13 protein-coding genes are annotated in these 16398 nt (G+C 63.2%); 11 read left to right on the top strand and 2 right to left on the bottom strand.

Translation table 11 applies throughout. The features are described 5' to 3' along the window. Positions 1-14 precede the first annotated feature (14 nt). From ACLH0H_RS03655 to ACLH0H_RS03615, 9 genes are all read left to right on the top strand, one after another. Positions 15-764, top strand: a complete 750-nt coding sequence (locus ACLH0H_RS03655; protein ID WP_411381016.1) for an SDR family NAD(P)-dependent oxidoreductase — start codon at positions 15-17, stop codon at positions 762-764. Positions 765-777: 13 nt separating this feature from the next. Further along, on the top strand, positions 778-1077 hold the full coding sequence (locus ACLH0H_RS03650) for a hypothetical protein (protein ID WP_411381015.1): 300 nt from the start codon (positions 778-780) through the stop codon (positions 1075-1077). Beyond that, positions 1074-2048, top strand: a complete 975-nt coding sequence (locus ACLH0H_RS03645; protein ID WP_411381014.1) for a CobW family GTP-binding protein — start codon at positions 1074-1076, stop codon at positions 2046-2048. The genes ACLH0H_RS03650 and ACLH0H_RS03645 overlap by 4 nt, the downstream gene beginning before the upstream one ends. Continuing rightward, positions 2045-3220: an ABC transporter substrate-binding protein gene (locus ACLH0H_RS03640; RefSeq protein ID WP_411381013.1), complete on the top strand. Its 1176-nt coding sequence runs from the start codon at positions 2045-2047 to the stop codon at positions 3218-3220. Before ACLH0H_RS03645 ends, ACLH0H_RS03640 begins: the two co-directional genes overlap by 4 nt. A gap of 154 nt (positions 3221-3374) precedes the next feature. Further along, on the top strand, positions 3375-5765 hold the full coding sequence (locus ACLH0H_RS03635; protein WP_411381012.1) for a putative bifunctional diguanylate cyclase/phosphodiesterase: 2391 nt from the start codon (positions 3375-3377) through the stop codon (positions 5763-5765). 209 nt (positions 5766-5974) lie between these two features. Further along, positions 5975-6652, top strand: a complete 678-nt coding sequence (locus ACLH0H_RS03630) for a methylamine utilization protein (RefSeq protein ID WP_411381011.1) — start codon at positions 5975-5977, stop codon at positions 6650-6652. Beyond that, positions 6636-8984: an EAL domain-containing protein gene (locus ACLH0H_RS03625; RefSeq protein WP_411381010.1), complete on the top strand. Its 2349-nt coding sequence runs from the start codon at positions 6636-6638 to the stop codon at positions 8982-8984. Before ACLH0H_RS03630 ends, ACLH0H_RS03625 begins: the two co-directional genes overlap by 17 nt. 5 nt (positions 8985-8989) lie before the next feature. Continuing rightward, positions 8990-9853, top strand: a complete 864-nt coding sequence (locus ACLH0H_RS03620) for a DUF3034 family protein (RefSeq protein WP_411381009.1) — start codon at positions 8990-8992, stop codon at positions 9851-9853. Then, positions 9853-10272: a group I truncated hemoglobin gene (locus ACLH0H_RS03615; RefSeq protein WP_411381008.1), complete on the top strand. Its 420-nt coding sequence runs from the start codon at positions 9853-9855 to the stop codon at positions 10270-10272. Before ACLH0H_RS03620 ends, ACLH0H_RS03615 begins: the two co-directional genes overlap by 1 nt. A gap of 220 nt (positions 10273-10492) precedes the next feature. Here the strand turns inward: ACLH0H_RS03615 and ACLH0H_RS03610 are convergent, their stop codons facing one another. Both ACLH0H_RS03610 and ACLH0H_RS03605 read right to left on the bottom strand, forming a co-directional pair. Beyond that, on the bottom strand, positions 10493-12904 hold the full coding sequence (locus ACLH0H_RS03610; RefSeq protein ID WP_411381007.1) for a glucose/quinate/shikimate family membrane-bound PQQ-dependent dehydrogenase: 2412 nt from the start codon (positions 12902-12904) through the stop codon (positions 10493-10495). Positions 12905-13354: 450 nt separating this feature from the next. Further along, on the bottom strand, positions 13355-15373 hold the full coding sequence (locus ACLH0H_RS03605) for a TonB-dependent receptor (RefSeq protein ID WP_411381006.1): 2019 nt from the start codon (positions 15371-15373) through the stop codon (positions 13355-13357). A 139-nt stretch (positions 15374-15512) separates the two neighbouring features. Here ACLH0H_RS03605 and ACLH0H_RS03600 point away from each other — a divergent pair, with 139 nt between their 5' ends. Next, positions 15513-15746, top strand: coding sequence for a VF530 family DNA-binding protein (locus ACLH0H_RS03600; protein ID WP_048720273.1), 234 nt, complete (start codon positions 15513-15515; stop codon positions 15744-15746). A gap of 4 nt (positions 15747-15750) precedes the next feature. Continuing rightward, a complete protein-coding gene (locus tag ACLH0H_RS03595) occupies positions 15751-16374 on the top strand; it encodes a Pr6Pr family membrane protein (RefSeq protein ID WP_411381005.1) in 624 nt (207 codons plus the stop codon). Positions 16375-16398 lie beyond the last annotated feature (24 nt).

Raw genomic sequence — 16398 nt, 5'->3', positions numbered from 1 at the left:
TCGGGAGAATCTACATGACTCAACTCACCCACCGCCGTGCCGTCATCACCGGCGCCGGCAGCGGCATCGGTGCCGCCATCGCCCACGCCTACGCCGCAGAAGGCGCGCGCCTGGTGCTGGCCGACCGCAACGCCGCCAGCCTCGCCGAAACCGCGATCACCTGCCGCAACCTCGGCGCCGAGGTGTTCGAGTGCCTGGCCGACGTCGGCACGGTCGAAGGCGCCCAGGCCAGCGTCGACCGTTGTGTCGAGCAGTTCGGCGGTATCGATATCCTGGTCAACAACGCGGGCATGCTCACCCAGGCGCGCTGCGTCGACCTGTCCATCGAGATGTGGAACGACATGCTGCGCGTCGACCTCACCAGCGTCTTCGTCGCCAGCCAGCGCGCCCTGCCGCACATGCTCGCGCAGCGTTGGGGGCGGATCATCAATGTCGCCTCGCAACTGGGCATCAAGGGCGGCGCCGAACTGACGCATTACGCCGCCGCCAAGGCCGGGGTGATCGGCTTTACCAAGTCCCTGGCGCTGGAAGTGGCCAAGGACAATGTACTGGTCAACGCCATTGCCCCCGGCCCCATTGAGACGCCGTTGGTCAGTGGCATCAGCGATGACTGGAAGCGCGCCAAGGCCAGGGAACTGCCCCTGGGCCGCTTCGGCCTGGCCGACGAAGTGGCGCCCACCGCCGTGCTGCTGGCCAGCGAGCCGGGCGGCAATCTGTTCGTCGGCCAGACCCTGGGCCCGAACTCCGGCGATGTCATGCCATGAGTGGGGTGTAGCCATGTGCGGACTCTGCGGGTTGCTCGGCGAAGACCTGCACTGGAGCGACCCCCTGGGCGACGAGCTGCCCAGGCGTCGTGAACGCCTGCGCCGGATCGCGGCGATCAACCAGGTGCTGGCGGCGTTCCGGCTCAAGGTCGAAGACTTCCAGGGTGCGTCCTATCTGTTGTTGGGCGCGACCGGCAAACAGGCCCTGGCCAGCGGCCTGGATCAGCTGTGGCAGGCGGCGCAGGACATGCTCGGCCGTCCGTTGGACCCCCTCGACCCACGCCTGTTGGATTACTTGGAGTCCACCCCATGAGCATCGCCCTCAACGTCATTACCGGCTTTCTCGGCAGCGGCAAGACCACCTTGCTCAAACGCCTGCTGCACGGCGAGAGCCTGGGCGACACAGCATTGCTGATCAACGAATTCGGCGACGTCGGCATCGACCATTTGCTGGTCGAAGAGGTCGCGCCGGACACGGTGCTGCTGCCCAGCGGCTGCGTGTGCTGCTCGATCCGTGGCGAGCTGAAGGAGGCGTTGCTTACCTTGCTGCAACGTCGCGAGCGCGGTGAAATCCCGGCATTCAAGCGGGTGATCCTGGAAACCACCGGCCTGGCCGACCCGGCGCCGATCCTGGCCACGTTGAATAACGACGTGCAACTGCGCGGGCGTTTTCATATCGGCCTGGTAATTACCTTGGTGGACGCCAGCCACGCCGCCCTGCAGGAGCGCCTGCATCCGGAATGGCTGGCCCAGGTGGCGGCGGCGGATCGCTTGCTGTTGAGCAAGACCGACCTGGCGGGCGACTGCACGGCACTGCGCGCGCATTTGCGCGCGCTGAATGCCGGCACGCCGATCCTGGATACCCATGCCATTCACAGCGGCGACCAATTGCTGCTGGGCGAAGGCCTGCGCAGCGCCGAACCCGCCGTTGAAGTCGGCCGCTGGCAGCTGCATCAAACCACCACGGCCACCCACGGCGCCGCGCAAGTGTGCAGCCTGACCTTCGACCAGCCTTTGGACTGGGTCGGTTTCGGGGTGTGGCTGTCGATGCTGTTAAGATGCCACGGCGAACGAATCCTGCGTGTCAAAGGACTGCTCAACGTGAACGCCAGTAACGCCCCCATCGTCATTCATGGCGTGCAGCACTGCCTGCATGCACCAGTGCATCTGCCTGCGTGGCCGGGCAGCGACCGTCAATCGCGCCTGGTGTTTATCCTGCGCGGCCTCGAACCTGCGCTGTTGCGCCGCTCCTTTGATGTGTTCTCGCGGCGGTTCGCGGCATGATCACCTTAAGGGTCCTCGGCACGTCGGTCACCTTGCTCGAATGCCTGCGCGTGCGGGCCGAGCAGGAACTGGGCATTCGCCTGGTGTACCAGGTGCATGACGTCGAACAGGCGCAGCGCATCGCCGTGATGCAGCCCGACAGCTACGACCTGTACGACCAGTGGTTTCACAACGTCGATTTCGTGTGGCCGGCCCGGGCGATCCAACCCATCGACACCCGGCGCATCGCGTTGTGGCATGAGATCAATGACCTGCCCAAGCGCGGGCGCCTGTCACCCGATGATCGCCTGGGCAGCGGCAGCGTGCCCAGCGAGCGGTTGTTCGTGCAACACGATGGCAGCCTGGGCAGCACGGTCACCGAGCGCATCAGCATGCTGCCCCTGACCCACAACGCCGACAGCTTTGCCTACCGTCCCGAACGGCTGCCCGAGGGTTTCTGTCACGGCAACGAAAGCTGGGGCTGGCTGCTCGACCCTGCGTGGCGTGCGCGCACGGCCTTGCAAAGTGACGCCGCCATCGGCGCCCTGGATGCCGCACTGGCGGTGCAGGGAGCGGGGCTGGCCAGCTTCAGCGACATCGGCAACATGAGCATCGAAGAGATCGATGTGCTGGCCGACATCCTGGTGCGCAAGCAGAAGGAAGGGCACTTTGCGGCGTTCTGGTCCGATGACGAAGAAGCCGCTCAACTGATGCTCAGCCCGAGCATCGATATCCAGAGTCTGTGGTCGCCGACCTTGATGCGCCTGCACCGCGCCGGCGTGAAATACCGCCTGGCGGTGCCACGTGAAGGCTACCGGGCCTGGTTTGGGGGCTTGTCGTTGTCGCGCCATGCCAAGGGGCCGGTGCTGGATGCGGCCTACGCGTATTTGAATTGGTGGCTGTCGGGCTGGCCGGGGGCGGTGATGGCGCGGCAGGGCTACTACATCGGTAACCCGGCCCGTAGCCGCGATCACTTGAGCCGTGCGGAGTGGAATTACTGGTACGCGGGCAAACCAGCGCGGGAGGAACTGCCGGGCAGCGATGGCTTGCCGCTGATCGACATCGGCGAAGTGCGCGACGGCGGCTCCTATGAACAACGCATGGGGCATATTGCGGTGTGGAATTCGGTCATGGACGAACACAACTACCTGGTACGGCGCTGGGGGGATTTCATGCGCGCCCGAGGTGTTTGATCGAGGCTAATCTGATGTCGCCAATAAACCGCCGCTAAAAACCCCGGTTTTATTGGGTGCACTTACCCCAAGTCCCAGCTAATCTCTTCAAATCCAATATCCATAAAAAATGGATATTTTTTTGACGCCAGGTCAGCCCTCGCAGGGAATGCACATGACACCGGGACGCAGCGGCACGGAAAGGCGAAGGCGGCCGGGGGGCGCCGCAACGAGGTGGCGCCATACGTTCCAAACCCGCATCGCTGCGGTACTGGCGCTGTTGTTGCTGGTCGTGGTCGCCGCCACCTACTTCGCCGTCAAGACCGCCACCACACGCGCCGTGGAAAATCAGGCGCAAGTCCAACTGCGCATCGGCCGGCAGGTGTTCGAGCGTCTGCTCGACCTGCGCGGGCAGCGCCTGCAATACGGCCTCGACTGGTTGACCGCCGATCTCCCTTTCAAACACGCCGTGGCCGCCGGCCAGACCGCGCCGATACTTGCCGCCCTGCGTCGCCACGGCACGGGTATCCGTGCCAGCGAAGTCTTCGTGTTGGACCTGGCGGGCAAGGTCATGGTCAGCACCTTGCCGGTGCTCACCCGTGGCCAGCTGTTCCCCTATGACCAGGCTCTGCGCCATGCGCGGCGCAAAGGCCTGCAGAGGCTGATCGTGGCCATGGACGGTCGGCCTTATTTATTGGTGCAGGATGAAGTGCTCGACCCGCTGCCCATCGCGCGCATCGTCATGGGCTTTCCCATGGACGCACAGTTCGCCAATGAACTGCGCTCCATGAGCAAGCTGGACGTGTCGTTCCTCAGTGTGCACAACGGCAAGCCGGGCCCCTTGCTCAGTACCCAGCCGCAGGCATACCAGGTCGCTGCTCTTGACCTGTTGCGCGACCGGCCTGTCGACCCCGAGCCGATGATCCATGTGTTCCACGGCCAGCGCGTGTTGAGCCAGGTGCTGCCGCTGGCCAATACCGGCAATGGCGACGAAGTGCGGGTCTTGTTGCAAAGCCCGCTGGACCACGCGCTGGAATCCTTTGCGCCACTGGACCGGCAGTTCCTCGGGATTGCCCTGGCGGTGCTGCTGGTGTCGCTGGCCGGTGCGTTGTTCCTGGCACGGCGTGTGTCACGGCCGCTCAATGCCTTGGTGCAGGCGGCCGAGCGTATTGGTGACGGTCATTACCAGACCCCGGTGCGGGTACGCAGCAACGATGAGTTCGGCCTATTGGCCCGCGCCTTCAACGCCATGCAGAGCGGCATCGCGGTGCGCGAGCGGCAACTGGCGCACAACGCCCTGCACGACCCGCTGACCGGCCTGCCCAATCGCGCCTTGGCCATGGAGCGCCTGGGCAGTGCGATCAGTGCGCGGCGGCCAGTGGTGTTGCTGTACCTGGGGATCGAAAACTACCGGGTCATCAACGAAGGTTTTGGCCCCGAAGGCGTTGAAGAAATGCTGCGCGAGGCCAGCCGCTGCCTGTCCATGAGCCTGCTGCCCAGTGACACGGCGGCGCGCATTGCCGGCAGTGAGTTCTTGCTGTTGCTGGAAAACACCCAGGTCGATCGCGCCGTCGCCCGTGCCGACCGCCTGTACGCGCTGCTCACCGAGCCGCAGCGCATCGGCCATGATGAGCTGCGCCACGAAGTGAGCATCGGCATCGCCGCTTACCCCGCCGACGGCCAGCAGGTCGAAGAATTGATCAGCCGCGCCGCCATCGCGCGGCATGACGCTGCGAGCCTGCCGGGGCATTTGCAGGTCTACCAACAGGACCGCGACCTGGCCCATCAACGCCAGATCACCCTGATCCGTGACCTGCGCCGTGCCGCTCTGGAAGGCGAATTGTTCCTGTGCTACCAGCCCAAACTCGATCTCAAGCAGGGCCATGTAGGCCAGGCCGAAGCCCTGTTGCGCTGGCAGCACCCGACCCTGGGGCAAGTGTCGCCCGCTGAATTCATCCCCCTGGCCGAACGCACCGGCAGCATGAACAGCCTGACCCTGTGGGTGATTGAAGAAGCCATCCGCCAGATCGGCGAATGGGCGCGGCGCGGCATGCTGGTCCAGCTGTCGGTGAATATCTCGGTGGACGACCTGGCCGATGATGACCTGGCGATTCGCGTCACCGCGTTGTTGATGCAGTACCGGGTCGAGGCCGCGCAACTGATTTTCGAAATCACCGAAAGCGCGATCATGCACAACCCGCAACAGGCCCTCAGCGTGCTCGAGCAATTGCGCGGCTGCGGCATCAGCCTTTCGGTGGATGACTTCGGCACCGGCTACTCGTCGCTGGCGCAATTGCAGCGCCTGCCGGTGCAGGAGTTGAAGATCGACCAGTCGTTCGTGCGCAACCTCAACAGCACCAGCGGCGACGGGGTGATCGTGCGCTCCACCATCGAAATGAGCCACAACCTGGGGCTCAAGGTGGTGGCAGAAGGCGTGGAATTTGCTCCCAGCCTCAGGCTGCTCAAACAATGGAACTGCGATACCGCCCAGGGCTACCTGATCAGCCGGCCGTTGAATGCAATGGCCTTCGAAATGTGGATGCGCCGCGCGCGGCTGCAGATCTAGAAAAGCCTTTGCAGCCACCTACAGATATTTTGCGCAGGGTCGATAACTTCTATAACGACTGACGGGTTGCACAGGTTTTTAGCGACCGGCGGCCACGTGTTACTGCATACTCAATGATGGCAAATGGCCTTATTTGCGCCATCATGCATGCACATCTACGCTTCCGTGCCAAGGCTGGCCGCTTTTTAGCCCATTACTGCGGATCGACCATGGCTCGGATTTTCCACGTGTTACCCCTTGCGGCGCTGTTGTTGGCCGCTCTCGGCTCGGCGTCGGCGGCGACGCTTGATGTGTTGGCTTACCAGTCCGACGGCCGACCGGTCGCCGATGCCGTGGTGACGCTGCAAGGCCCGGCCGGTGCGCCGCAGGGTGCGTTCAAGGCCGATATGGACCAGCGTGACCAACGCTTCGCCCCCCATGTGCTGGCGGTGCATACCGGTACGCAGGTGCGCTTCCCCAACAGCGACAACATTCGTCATCAGGTGTATTCGTTCTCCACGGCCAAGCGCTTCGAGTTGCGTCTTTACGAGGGTACGCCGGCCGCCCCCTTGCTGTTCGACAAGCCTGGGGTGGTGGTGCTGGGTTGCAATATCCATGACTGGATGCTCGGTTATATCTACGTGACCGATGACCCGCGTTTCGGCGTCAGCGACGACCAGGGCCGGGTGCGCCTGGCAGACCTGCCGGCCGGTGACTATCGCCTTACCCTGTGGCACCCGCAACTGGCAGGTATGCAGCCGTTGGACGGCGGCACCGTGCACGTCCCGGCTGCCGGCTTCAGCCACCGTGTGGCGTTGACGCTTGCGCCTGCGCCCGCGGATTTGCCGCCAACACCCAGCGCCTTTGGCGATGCTTTCAATCGAGCCGCCCGTGAAACTGCGCAGTAGTTTCCAGGCGCGGGTCGCCGGCGTACTGATCCTGCTCTCGCTGGTGGTGATCGGTGCGTTGTATTTCAGCGTCAAGGCCGCGACCAGTTCGGCGGTACACCGCCAGGCCCTGGCCCAGTTGGAGGTGGGCACGCGGGTGTTCGAGCGCTTGCTCGACGTTCGTGGCCGGCGCCTGGCCGATGGCGTGCAGCTGCTGGCGGCCGATTTCGGTTTTCGCGACGCCGTGGCCAGTGGCGATTCGGCGACGATGCGCTCGGTGCTGCTCAACCACGGCAAGCGCATCAACGCCAGCGACATGATCCTGCTGGGCATGGACGGCAAAGTCCTGGCCAGCACCCTCAAGGAAGTCGCCGAGGGCTCGATTTTTCGCTATGACCTGGCCTTGCGCGAGGCGCGGCAGAATTACCAGGCGACGCTGATCGTGCCGTTGCAAGGCAAGCCGCACCTGCTGGTGGAGGCCTCGGTGCTGGCGCCGTTGCCGATCGCGCGGGTGGTGATGGGGTTCAGCATGGACGGTGCGTTCGCCGATGAGTTGCGCTCGCTGAGCAGCCTGGAAGTCTCGTTCCTGGCGATTGAGCAGGACCTGCCTGGCGAACTGGTCAGCACGCAGCCGCAGGGGTTGCGCGACAGTATCCGCGCGCTGATGCAAGGCGACTCGGCGCGCCGTGGCGTGTCCACCACCGATCACCTTGAGCAACGCTTCCTCAGCCAGTCGCTGGTGCTGGCCAGTGATGAAAACGGCAAAGTCCTGGCCCTGCTGCAAAGCCCGCTGGACGCGGCGATGCAGGCCTTTGCGCCGCTGGATGAAAAAATCCTCGGTATCGCCCTGGTCGCCCTGATTGCGTCGTTGATCGGTGCCTTGCTGCTGGCCCGCACAGTCTCACGCCCGGTGCAGGCGCTGGCGCAGGCGGCCGAACGTATCGGCAGCGGCGATTACCATACCCCGGTCGTGCTGGCACGCAGCGATGAACTGGGGCGACTGGCCCTGGCGGTCAATGCCATGCAGAGCGGCATTGCCGAGCGCGAACAACAGCTGGCGCACAACGCCCTGCATGATCGGCTTACCGGCCTGCCCAACCGCACGTTGGCGATGGAGCGCCTGGGCAGTGCGATTGCCCTGCAACGGCCGATGGCGTTGATCTACCTGGGCATCGACAATCTGCGCACTGCCAGCGAAACCGTCGGGCCCGAAGCGGTGGACCAACTGCTCCTGACCGTGAGCCAGCGCCTGCAAGCGGCGTTGCGCCCCGGCGATACCCTGGCGCACCTGATCGCCGATGAATTCCTGCTGTTGCTTGAAGGCGCGGGCAGCGACGAAGCGGTGGGCCTGGCCGACAAACTGCAGCAGCTGTTACTGCGCCCCCAGCGCGTCAACGGTCACGATCTGGCGCTGGACTGTCGCCTGGGCATCGTGGCGTACCCGGCGGATGGCGGAAGCCCCCAGACCCTGCTGGAGCGCGCGGCCATCGCCATGAAGGACGCCGCGCAAATGCCTGATCGCTTGCAGGTCTACGAGCATGGCCGCGACCTCGCGCACCGTCGCCAGATCAGCCTGATCCGCGACCTGCGCCACGCCCCCAGCCATGGCCAACTGCTGCTGCACTACCAGCCCAAACTGGATATTCGCCAGGGCATCGTGCGCCAGGCCGAAGCCCTGTTGCGCTGGCAGCACCCGCAGTTCGGCCTGGTCTCGCCGGCGGAATTCATCCCCTTGGCCGAGCGCTCGGGCAGCATCCGCTTGTTGACCCAATGGGTAATCGAAGAGGGCATTCGCCAGTTGTGCGAATGGAACCGGCGCGGCCTGGCCTTGCAGCTGTCGCTGAACATCTCGGCGGACGACCTGCTCGATGACGAGCTGGCCCATCGCGTGTCGGCCTTGCTGTGTCGCTATGGCTTGCCGGCGGAGCAACTGCTGTTCGAGATCACCGAGAGCGCTGTGATGCGCGAACCGGAAAAAGCCCTCAAGGTGCTCCACCTGCTGCGTGATTGCGGCATCGGCCTGTCGGTGGATGACTTCGGCACCGGTTACTCGTCATTGGCGCACCTCAAGCGCCTGCCGGTGCAAGAGCTGAAGATCGACCAATCCTTCGTGCGCAACCTCGATGAAACCAGTGAAGACGCGGTGATCGTGCGTTCCACCATCGAGATGAGCCATAACCTGGGCCTCAAAGTGGTCGCCGAGGGCGTTGAATATGCCCATAGCCTGCGCCTGCTGGAGCGTTGGCAGTGCGACACGGCCCAGGGTTACCTGATCAGCCGGCCATTGAGTGCCGATGCTTTCGAAGCCTGGGTGGCCTTGCCCCTCAGTGCGCAAACTTCCCTAGCTCATTGAGTGGAATGACAGTGCGTGTTTCTTTCCTGATCGGGTGCCTCGGCGCACTGACCCTGCCAGCGGCGCTGGCCGATAATGGCCGCCTGATCGCGACCGGAGGCGCCAGCAGTATCGAAGGCACGGCGGGGGGCGGTCTTACACCGTGGGCCGTGCTGGCCGGTTATGGCGAACAGCACGAGTGGGGCGCCACGGCGTTCGCCACCACGGTCAACCTGCCCGATTACCGGTTGGACGTGGCCGGTGTGGCGTTGGCCTACGACAACCGCGTCGAACTGTCTTTCGCCCGCCAGCGCTTCGACCTCGGCAGCCTGGTGCATAAGCTCAACCTGCCCGAAGACTCCCTGGGGCAAGACGTGCTGGGCCTCAAGGTGCGGCTGTTCGGCGACGTGGTCTACGACACGCTGCCCCAGGTCTCTCTGGGCCTGGAATACAAGCATCAGACTGACTTCGAGATTCCCCGCCTGGTGGGCGCCAAGCGTGACAGCGACGTTGAAGGCTACCTCGCCGCCAGCCGTCTGTTTATGGGCGCCGCGTTCGGCTACAACGTGCTGGTCAACGGCAGTCTGCGCTACAGCCGCGCCAACGAGACCGGCCTGCTCGGTTTTGGCGGTGACCGTCGCGACAGCCGCAGCCTGCTCAAGGAAGGCTCGCTGGCGCTGTTGCTCAACCCGCGTTGGGCGGTGGGCGTGGAGTACCGCGAGAAACCTGACAATTTGTCGTTTGCGGGGGAGAGTGATTGGGCTGATGTGTTCGTAGGCTATTTCCCCAACAAGCATGTGTCGTTCGTCTTGGCTTACGCACACCTGGGGGAAATCGCCACGCTGGACCACCAGAATGGCAGCTACTTGTCGGTGCAAGGGAGTTTCTGATGCGCTGGTTACCGGTTTGCTTGCTGCTGTTGCTCAGTGCCTGCGCCCAACAGCCGCCCAAGGACGACAGCCTCTATCGCGACCTAGGCGCGCTGCCGGGGATCACTCGTATCGTCGAGGGCATGTTGCTCAACATTGCCCGGGACGCGCGCATCGTCGAACGCTTCCGGCGCGTCGATATCCAGCGCCTGCGCAACAAGCTGATTGAACAGTTCTGTGTCGAGGCGGGCGGGCCGTGCACTTATACCGGCGACAGCATGGCCGAGAGCCATAAGGGCCAGAAGGTGAGCCGCAGTGACTTCAATGCGCTGGTAGAAGACTTGATTGCCTCAATGGACAAGGAAGGCATCGCCGTGCCCGTGCAGAACCGCCTGATCGCCCGGTTGGCGGCGATGCGCGGTGAAGTGATCGAACACTGATCCTGCGGCCAGCATTATTCGAAATGTGGGAGCGGGCTTGCTCGCGAATACGGTGGGTCAGCTACGTATGTTTTGACTGACACTGCGCCTTCGCGAGCAAGCCCGCTCCCACAGGGGGTTTGTGTCGAATGCCAAAAAGGTGAACACCCACAATTCCCTGTGGACATGAAAAAGGCGGCTACCTTTGGAGGGTAGCCGCCTTACTTACCGCCGATGAAGATCAATCCGGCAGTTTGAACGCCATCACATAGTCACCCTGCTTGGTGCCCAGGGAACCGTGACCGCCCGCCATGACCAGCACGTATTGCTTGCCGTCCTTGCCGGTGTAGGTCATCGGTGTGGTTTGCGCGCCTGCTGGCAGGCGGCCTTCCCACAGTTGCTTGCCGTTTTTCACGTCATAGGCACGCAGGTACTGGTCGAGGGTGCCGCTCAGGAACGCCACGCCACCGGCGGTGGTGAACGTGCCGCCCAGGCTCGGTACGCCCATGCTCAACGGGATCGGAACCGGCGAGCTGTCACGCACGGTGCCGTTCTTGTGCATCCAGATGGTCTTGTGAGTGGTCAGGTCGACCGCCGCCACGTAGCCCCAGGCCGGTGCCTGGCACGGCAGGCCCATGGGCGACAGCATGGCTTCGAGGATCACGCCATACGGCGCGCCTTTGTTTGGCTGCACGCCTTCGGTTTCGCTGACGCGCGGGCCTTGCTTGGCGATGTCGGCAGCCGGGATCAGCTTGGACTTGAATGCCATGTAGCTCGGGTTCACGAAGGCGATCTGGCGCACCGGGTCGACGGAAATACCACCCCAGTCGAACACGCCGAAGTTACCTGGGTAAACGATCGAACCCTGCAGCGAAGGTGGGGTGAAGGCCCCGTCGTAGCGCAGGGATTTGAAGTCGATACGGCACAGCATCTGGTCGAACGGCGTCACGCCCCACATGTCACGCTCTTTGAGCGGCGGCGGCATGAAGTTCAGCTCCGACTTGGGTTGCGTAGGGGAGGTGCGGTCGCCCGCCACTGCGCCCTGCGGCACCGCCACTTCGTGGATCGGCACCACCGGCTGGCCGGTCGCGCGGTCCAGCACGTAGATGCTGCCTTGCTTGGTCGACGCCATGACGGCTTGCTTCACGCCGGCTTCAGTCTTGATATCGATCAGCGACGGCTGGCCGCCCACGTCCATGTCCCACAGGTCGTGGTGGGTGAACTGGAAGGTCCACTTCACGTGGCCGCTGTTGATGTCCAGGGCGGTCAGGCCGGCGGCGTATTTTTCGGAATCGTCGGTACGGTCGCCGCCGTACTGGTCAGGCATCTGGTTGCCCATCGGCAGGTACAGCATGCCGAGTTTTTCATCCACGGCGAACATGGACCACATGTTCGGCGAGTTACGCGTGTAGGTCTTGCCCTCGGCCAACGGCGTGGTGTCGTCCGGGTTGCCGCTGTCCCAGTTCCACACCAGTTTGCCGGTGTGCACGTCGAACGCGCGGATCACGCCGCTGGGTTCGTCGACGGAGACGTTGTCGGTCACGTGCCCGCCGATCACCACCAGGTCCTTGGTCACGGCCGGTGGCGAGGTGGAATAGTAACCGCCTGGGGCGAAGCTGCCGATATTGGCACGCAGGTCGACCTGGCCTTTGTCACCAAAGTCTTCGCACATCTTGCCAGTGTCGGCGTTGAGGGCGATCAGACGGGTGTCGGCGGTGGGTACGAAAATGCGTTTCGGGCAAGCAGTCGGCGTAGCCGCTGGACTGGCGCTGCCGGTCGGGCTTTGTTCGGAAGCATAGACGGCGTCATCGTGATACGACACGCCACGGCAGGTCATGTGCGCCCAACCCTTGAAGTTCTCGGCACCCTGGCTGCTGATCTTCGGGTCGAAGCGCCAGATTTCCTTGCCGGTGTCCGGGTCCAGGGCAATCACCTGGCTGTGCGGCGTGCACACATAGAGCATGCCGTTGACTTTCAACGGGGTGTTTTCCGCGGTGGTCTCGCCCGGATCGTTCGGGCCAGGGATGTCACCGGTACGGTAGGTCCACGCCGGCACCAACTTGTGCGCGTTTTCCGGGGTGATCTGCGCCAGTGGCGAGTAGCGATCGCCGTAGGCCGAGCGACCGTAGGAGTTCCAGTCGCCATCCGCCTGGGCCGGGGCTGCATTGGCCATGCCCGGTACCGCGTCGCGGTCCAGTTGGCCTTTGATCTCGCCCGGGTTGGTGAATTGGCTGGCAATGGCAGCGGCGCCCGCCAGCACCACGGCCACGCTCAGTGCGCCAGTGCCCAGCGGGGCAGGCTGGCCGCGCAGTAACGGACGGCGAAACCATGGAAGCAGCATGACGAGGCCTACGGCAAACAGCAGTGCCAGGCGCGGCACCAACTGCCACCAGTCCAGGCCCACTTCCCACAGGGCCCAAAGGGTACTGGCGAACAGCACCAATGCGTACAGGCCCAGCGCGGCGCGGCGGGTGGCCAGCAGCAGAACGCCGGTCAGGGTGATGCCGATACCGGCCAGCAGGTAATACAGCGACCCGCCGAGCATCGTCAGCTTGATACCCCCGGCCAGCAAGGCCAGGCCCATGATCAGCAGCAAGACACCTAGCAGCCTGGGCAGCAGGCGGCTTGGGCTCGAAGCACCGTCAGCGCTCATAGTTGTATTTCTCCGTTACGTTGGAATTGTGTCCCCGTGTTTCTTCACTGTAGATGACGATTCGACAGGGGCTTGGTTCAGTGCAAATTCGGGTTTTCTGAGGACTAGCAGGGTTATCCACAGGCGGGCGATTTATCCCCAGGCGCGGATCTGGAAAAGACAGCGCTGTCTTGAGGGCGGGGGAAATTCGGCAAGATGGGGTCGACCGCAGAAGTGAAACGTTTCAGTTTGTTGCGGGCAAGGATAAAGGGAGTGGGCGTCCAGAGAAAGCGCAAATCGCAAGATGCATCATTTCAGAATTGGTAACAGTGACTAAATGTCGCTGCAAAAGGCGATGAGAACTGGTGTGTGGGAGCTGGCTTGCCTGCGATTGCATCGCCTCGGTGCAACTGGAATACCGAGGTGTCTGTATCGCGGGCAAGCCCGGCTCCCACATGGATTGGGGGAGGTTTAGAAGGTTGTGCGCACGCCAAATTGCACGCTTCTGCCTGGCGCCGGCGCAATGTCCCGCAGGATCGAGCTGGCGTACCGCACCGTCTGGTTGGTCAAGTTCTCGCCATTGACGAACGCCAGCCATTGGCTGCCGCCCATGTTGAAGCGATACCCCGCGCTCGCGCCCAGGGTGGTGTAGCCATCGGTGCCGCTCTCGTTATCCGGTACACGGCCTTGGCCAGCGGCATGTTCCACGTCGATGCGTGCCTGCCAGCGGTCCAGTTCCCACAGCAAGCCGCTGTTCAAACGCAGCGGAGCAATCCGCGGCAGGGCTTCGCCGGTGTCCAGGTTGGTGGCACGGGTGTAGTCGCCCGACAGTTCCAGAGCGAACTTGCCATAGGCACTTTCGCCAAGCTTCCAGTGATCCTGGGCTTCAAAACCGGCGAAACGCGCACGCACGCCGGAATATTTGTATTCAGGGATGCCGCCTGCATCCTCCTCGCCGTCATCGTTGAGCGTACGACCGCTGCCCAACAAACCGATGTAATTGGAGAAACGGCTGTAGAACACGCCGAAGCTGCCTTTGTGCGTGCCATTGTCAAAGCGCAGGGCCAAGTCGCTGGACACGGCTTTTTCTTTCTTCAGGTTCGCGTCGCCCAGTTCATAGGTGCCGGTGGCGACGTGGGCGCCGTTGGCATACAGCTCATAAAACGTGGGTGCGCGTTCGGTGTAGCCCAGGGTCGCGGCCAGGGACCAGACCGGTGTAAGCGTGTAGACCGCCCCCGACGACAGGCTGCCGGCGGTGAACTCATTGCTGTTGTCGGCCCCGGCAAAGCGCGCGTTGCCCTTGGCGTCCGGGTCGACGCTGGTGTGCTCCAGGCGCCCGCCGAGGCTGAGTTTCAGGCGCTCGGTGGCTTGCAGTTGTTCGAGGATAAACAGCGCGCCGGCATTGGTGTCGGTCTGCGGTACGAAGGCTTCCTCACCCAAGGCCGAGAACTCGTTGCGGGTCACTTGGGCGCCGACGACGCCGTCGAACGGGCCGATGGGCTGGTGACGCGCTTCCACACGCGCTTCATAACCTTTGTTCTTGAACACCGTGCCGGTTTCGCCGCCTTCGATTTCGCGGTGTTCGTAGTCGGTGTAGCCAGCGTCGATTTTCACCGAGGTAAACGGGCCTTGCAGGTTGCGGATTTCCGACGCGAAGGCGTAGTGGTCCTGTTTCATGCGAATGCGCACATCCTGTTCGGCCGGGGAGCCGTAGTTCGCATCATAGTTGCTGTAGGACACGCCGGCGTAACCGTCATCCCAGGTGTAGGAACCGCCCAGCGCACCGCCGTCCTGACGCCCGTCGCTGTTGCCCAGGCGGCCGTTCTTGCCGGGGGCGTCGTCGGTTTCCGGAGCGTGGCGGCTGCGGGCCTGACCCGGGATTTTCAGGTCGTTGAATTCCCGCGCATTCGCGTCCAGGTGCAAGGCAAAGGTGCCGTTGCCGGCCTCCAGCCTGCCGGCGCTGCTGCGCGTGGTGTCGGCGCCGCCGTAGCGCAATTCACCAACACCGTGAATGCCTTCGATGGCTTCGGTGGGGATGCGGTTGTCGAAGGTGTTGACCACACCGCCGATGGCGCTGCCGCCGTACAACAAGGCCGCCGGGCCCCGCACGATTTCAATGCGGTCGACGTTGACCGGGTCCAGCGGCACCGCATGATCGTAGGACAGCGACGACGCATCCAGCGCGCCCACGCCGTTGCGCAGGATGCGAATGCGGTCGCCATCCTGGCCACGAATGATCGGCCGGCTCGCGCCTGGGCCGAAGTACGAAGACGACACGCCAGGCTGCTTGTTCAGGGTTTCACCCAGACTACCTTTTTGTTGCAGGGTCAGGTCATCGCCTTCCAGCACGGTGGTCGGCGAGGCGAGCTGTTCATTGCCCAGCGGGTTGCCGGTGATGACCTGGGGTTGCAGCTCAAGGGCGTGGGCTTCGGAGCAGATCAGCAGCGCGGCGGCAAGCGGGGTCAAGCGCCACAGGGAGGAGAGGGACATCGGACATTCCTTGGAAAAACGACGAAAAGATTTGAGATCTATAGTTACAATATAACATCTCCTTTTCGCTTGGAACGGGAACTTTTATCGATCGTGTTAAAGTGCGCAGCTGTGTTTTCCATTTGGTAAAAGGCCCGGCATGACCGCGACAAGCAACGACCCTCTCCACGGAGTGACCCTGCAGCACGTCCTCACCACCCTGGTTGAACACTACGAATGGGCGGGCCTGGCCGAGCGCATTGATGTGCGCTGTTTCAAGAGCGACCCGAGTATCAAGTCAAGCCTGACCTTCCTGCGCAAAACCCCTTGGGCGCGGGAGAAAGTCGAGGGCTTGTACGTCAAGCTGATGCGTACCAAACGCCCGCTGGACTGATCCCATGAAGTGGTTTACAGCGGCAGCCGCCCTGGCCGGTTGGGCGGGGTTGGTGATTCAGCAGTACCTGATTTTCTATTCGCGCTGGGAGTCCGGCGCCAGCCTGCTGGGCGGGTTGGTCAACTTTTTCAGTTTCTTCACCGTGCTCACCAACACCCTGGCGGTGGTGGTGTTGAGTTATGCGTGGGTGGCGCGCGACAGTGCGGCGAAACGGTTTTTCGCTGGGCCGGTCATCAGCAGCGGCATCGCCGTCAGCATCCTGGTGGTCGGCCTGGCCTACAACCTGCTGCTGCGTCATTTGTGGCAACCCGAAGGCTTCCAATTCATTGCCGACGAGTTGTTGCACGACGTGATGCCTGTGCTGTTTTTTATCTATTGGTGGCAGTGCGTACCCAAGGGCAGCTTGCGGCTCAAGCACATCGCCGGCTGGGTGGTTTACCCGCTGGTGTACTTCGGTTATGCGCTGTTGCGTGGGGATTTGCTCGGGCAATATCAGTACCCGTTCATTGATGTCTTGACGCTGGGTTATCCACAAGTATTCGTGAATGCCGGGGGGATTTTGGCGGGGTTTGTGGTGATTGCGTTGACCGTTGTAGGCCTCGACACATTCCTGAAGCGAGCACGGTAAAAACTGTGGGAGCGGGCTTGCTCG

The organism is Pseudomonas sp. MPB26, from assembly GCF_046605355.1.
In the GTDB taxonomy this organism is placed as follows: domain Bacteria; phylum Pseudomonadota; class Gammaproteobacteria; order Pseudomonadales; family Pseudomonadaceae; genus Aquipseudomonas; species Aquipseudomonas cedrina.
This window is presented reverse-complemented; position numbering and strand designations above follow the sequence as displayed.

Bases quoted from the DNA above. Each gene is read 5' to 3' on its own strand.
- ACLH0H_RS03655 (WP_411381016.1), top strand. From the start codon at position 15: ATGACTCAACTCACCCACCGCCGTGCCGTCATCACCGGCGCCGGCAGC.
- ACLH0H_RS03650 (WP_411381015.1), top strand. From the start codon at position 778: ATGTGCGGACTCTGCGGGTTGCTCGGCGAAGACCTGCACTGGAGCGAC.
- ACLH0H_RS03645 (WP_411381014.1), top strand. From the start codon at position 1,074: ATGAGCATCGCCCTCAACGTCATTACCGGCTTTCTCGGCAGCGGCAAG.
- ACLH0H_RS03640 (WP_411381013.1), top strand. From the start codon at position 2,045: ATGATCACCTTAAGGGTCCTCGGCACGTCGGTCACCTTGCTCGAATGC.
- ACLH0H_RS03635 (WP_411381012.1), top strand. From the start codon at position 3,375: ATGACACCGGGACGCAGCGGCACGGAAAGGCGAAGGCGGCCGGGGGGC.
- ACLH0H_RS03630 (WP_411381011.1), top strand. From the start codon at position 5,975: ATGGCTCGGATTTTCCACGTGTTACCCCTTGCGGCGCTGTTGTTGGCC.
- ACLH0H_RS03620 (WP_411381009.1), top strand. From the start codon at position 8,990: ATGACAGTGCGTGTTTCTTTCCTGATCGGGTGCCTCGGCGCACTGACC.
- ACLH0H_RS03615 (WP_411381008.1), top strand. From the start codon at position 9,853: ATGCGCTGGTTACCGGTTTGCTTGCTGCTGTTGCTCAGTGCCTGCGCC.
- ACLH0H_RS03610 (WP_411381007.1), bottom strand. From the start codon at position 12,904: ATGAGCGCTGACGGTGCTTCGAGCCCAAGCCGCCTGCTGCCCAGGCTG.
- ACLH0H_RS03605 (WP_411381006.1), bottom strand. From the start codon at position 15,373: ATGTCCCTCTCCTCCCTGTGGCGCTTGACCCCGCTTGCCGCCGCGCTG.
- ACLH0H_RS03600 (WP_048720273.1), top strand. From the start codon at position 15,513: ATGACCGCGACAAGCAACGACCCTCTCCACGGAGTGACCCTGCAGCAC.
- ACLH0H_RS03595 (WP_411381005.1), top strand. From the start codon at position 15,751: ATGAAGTGGTTTACAGCGGCAGCCGCCCTGGCCGGTTGGGCGGGGTTG.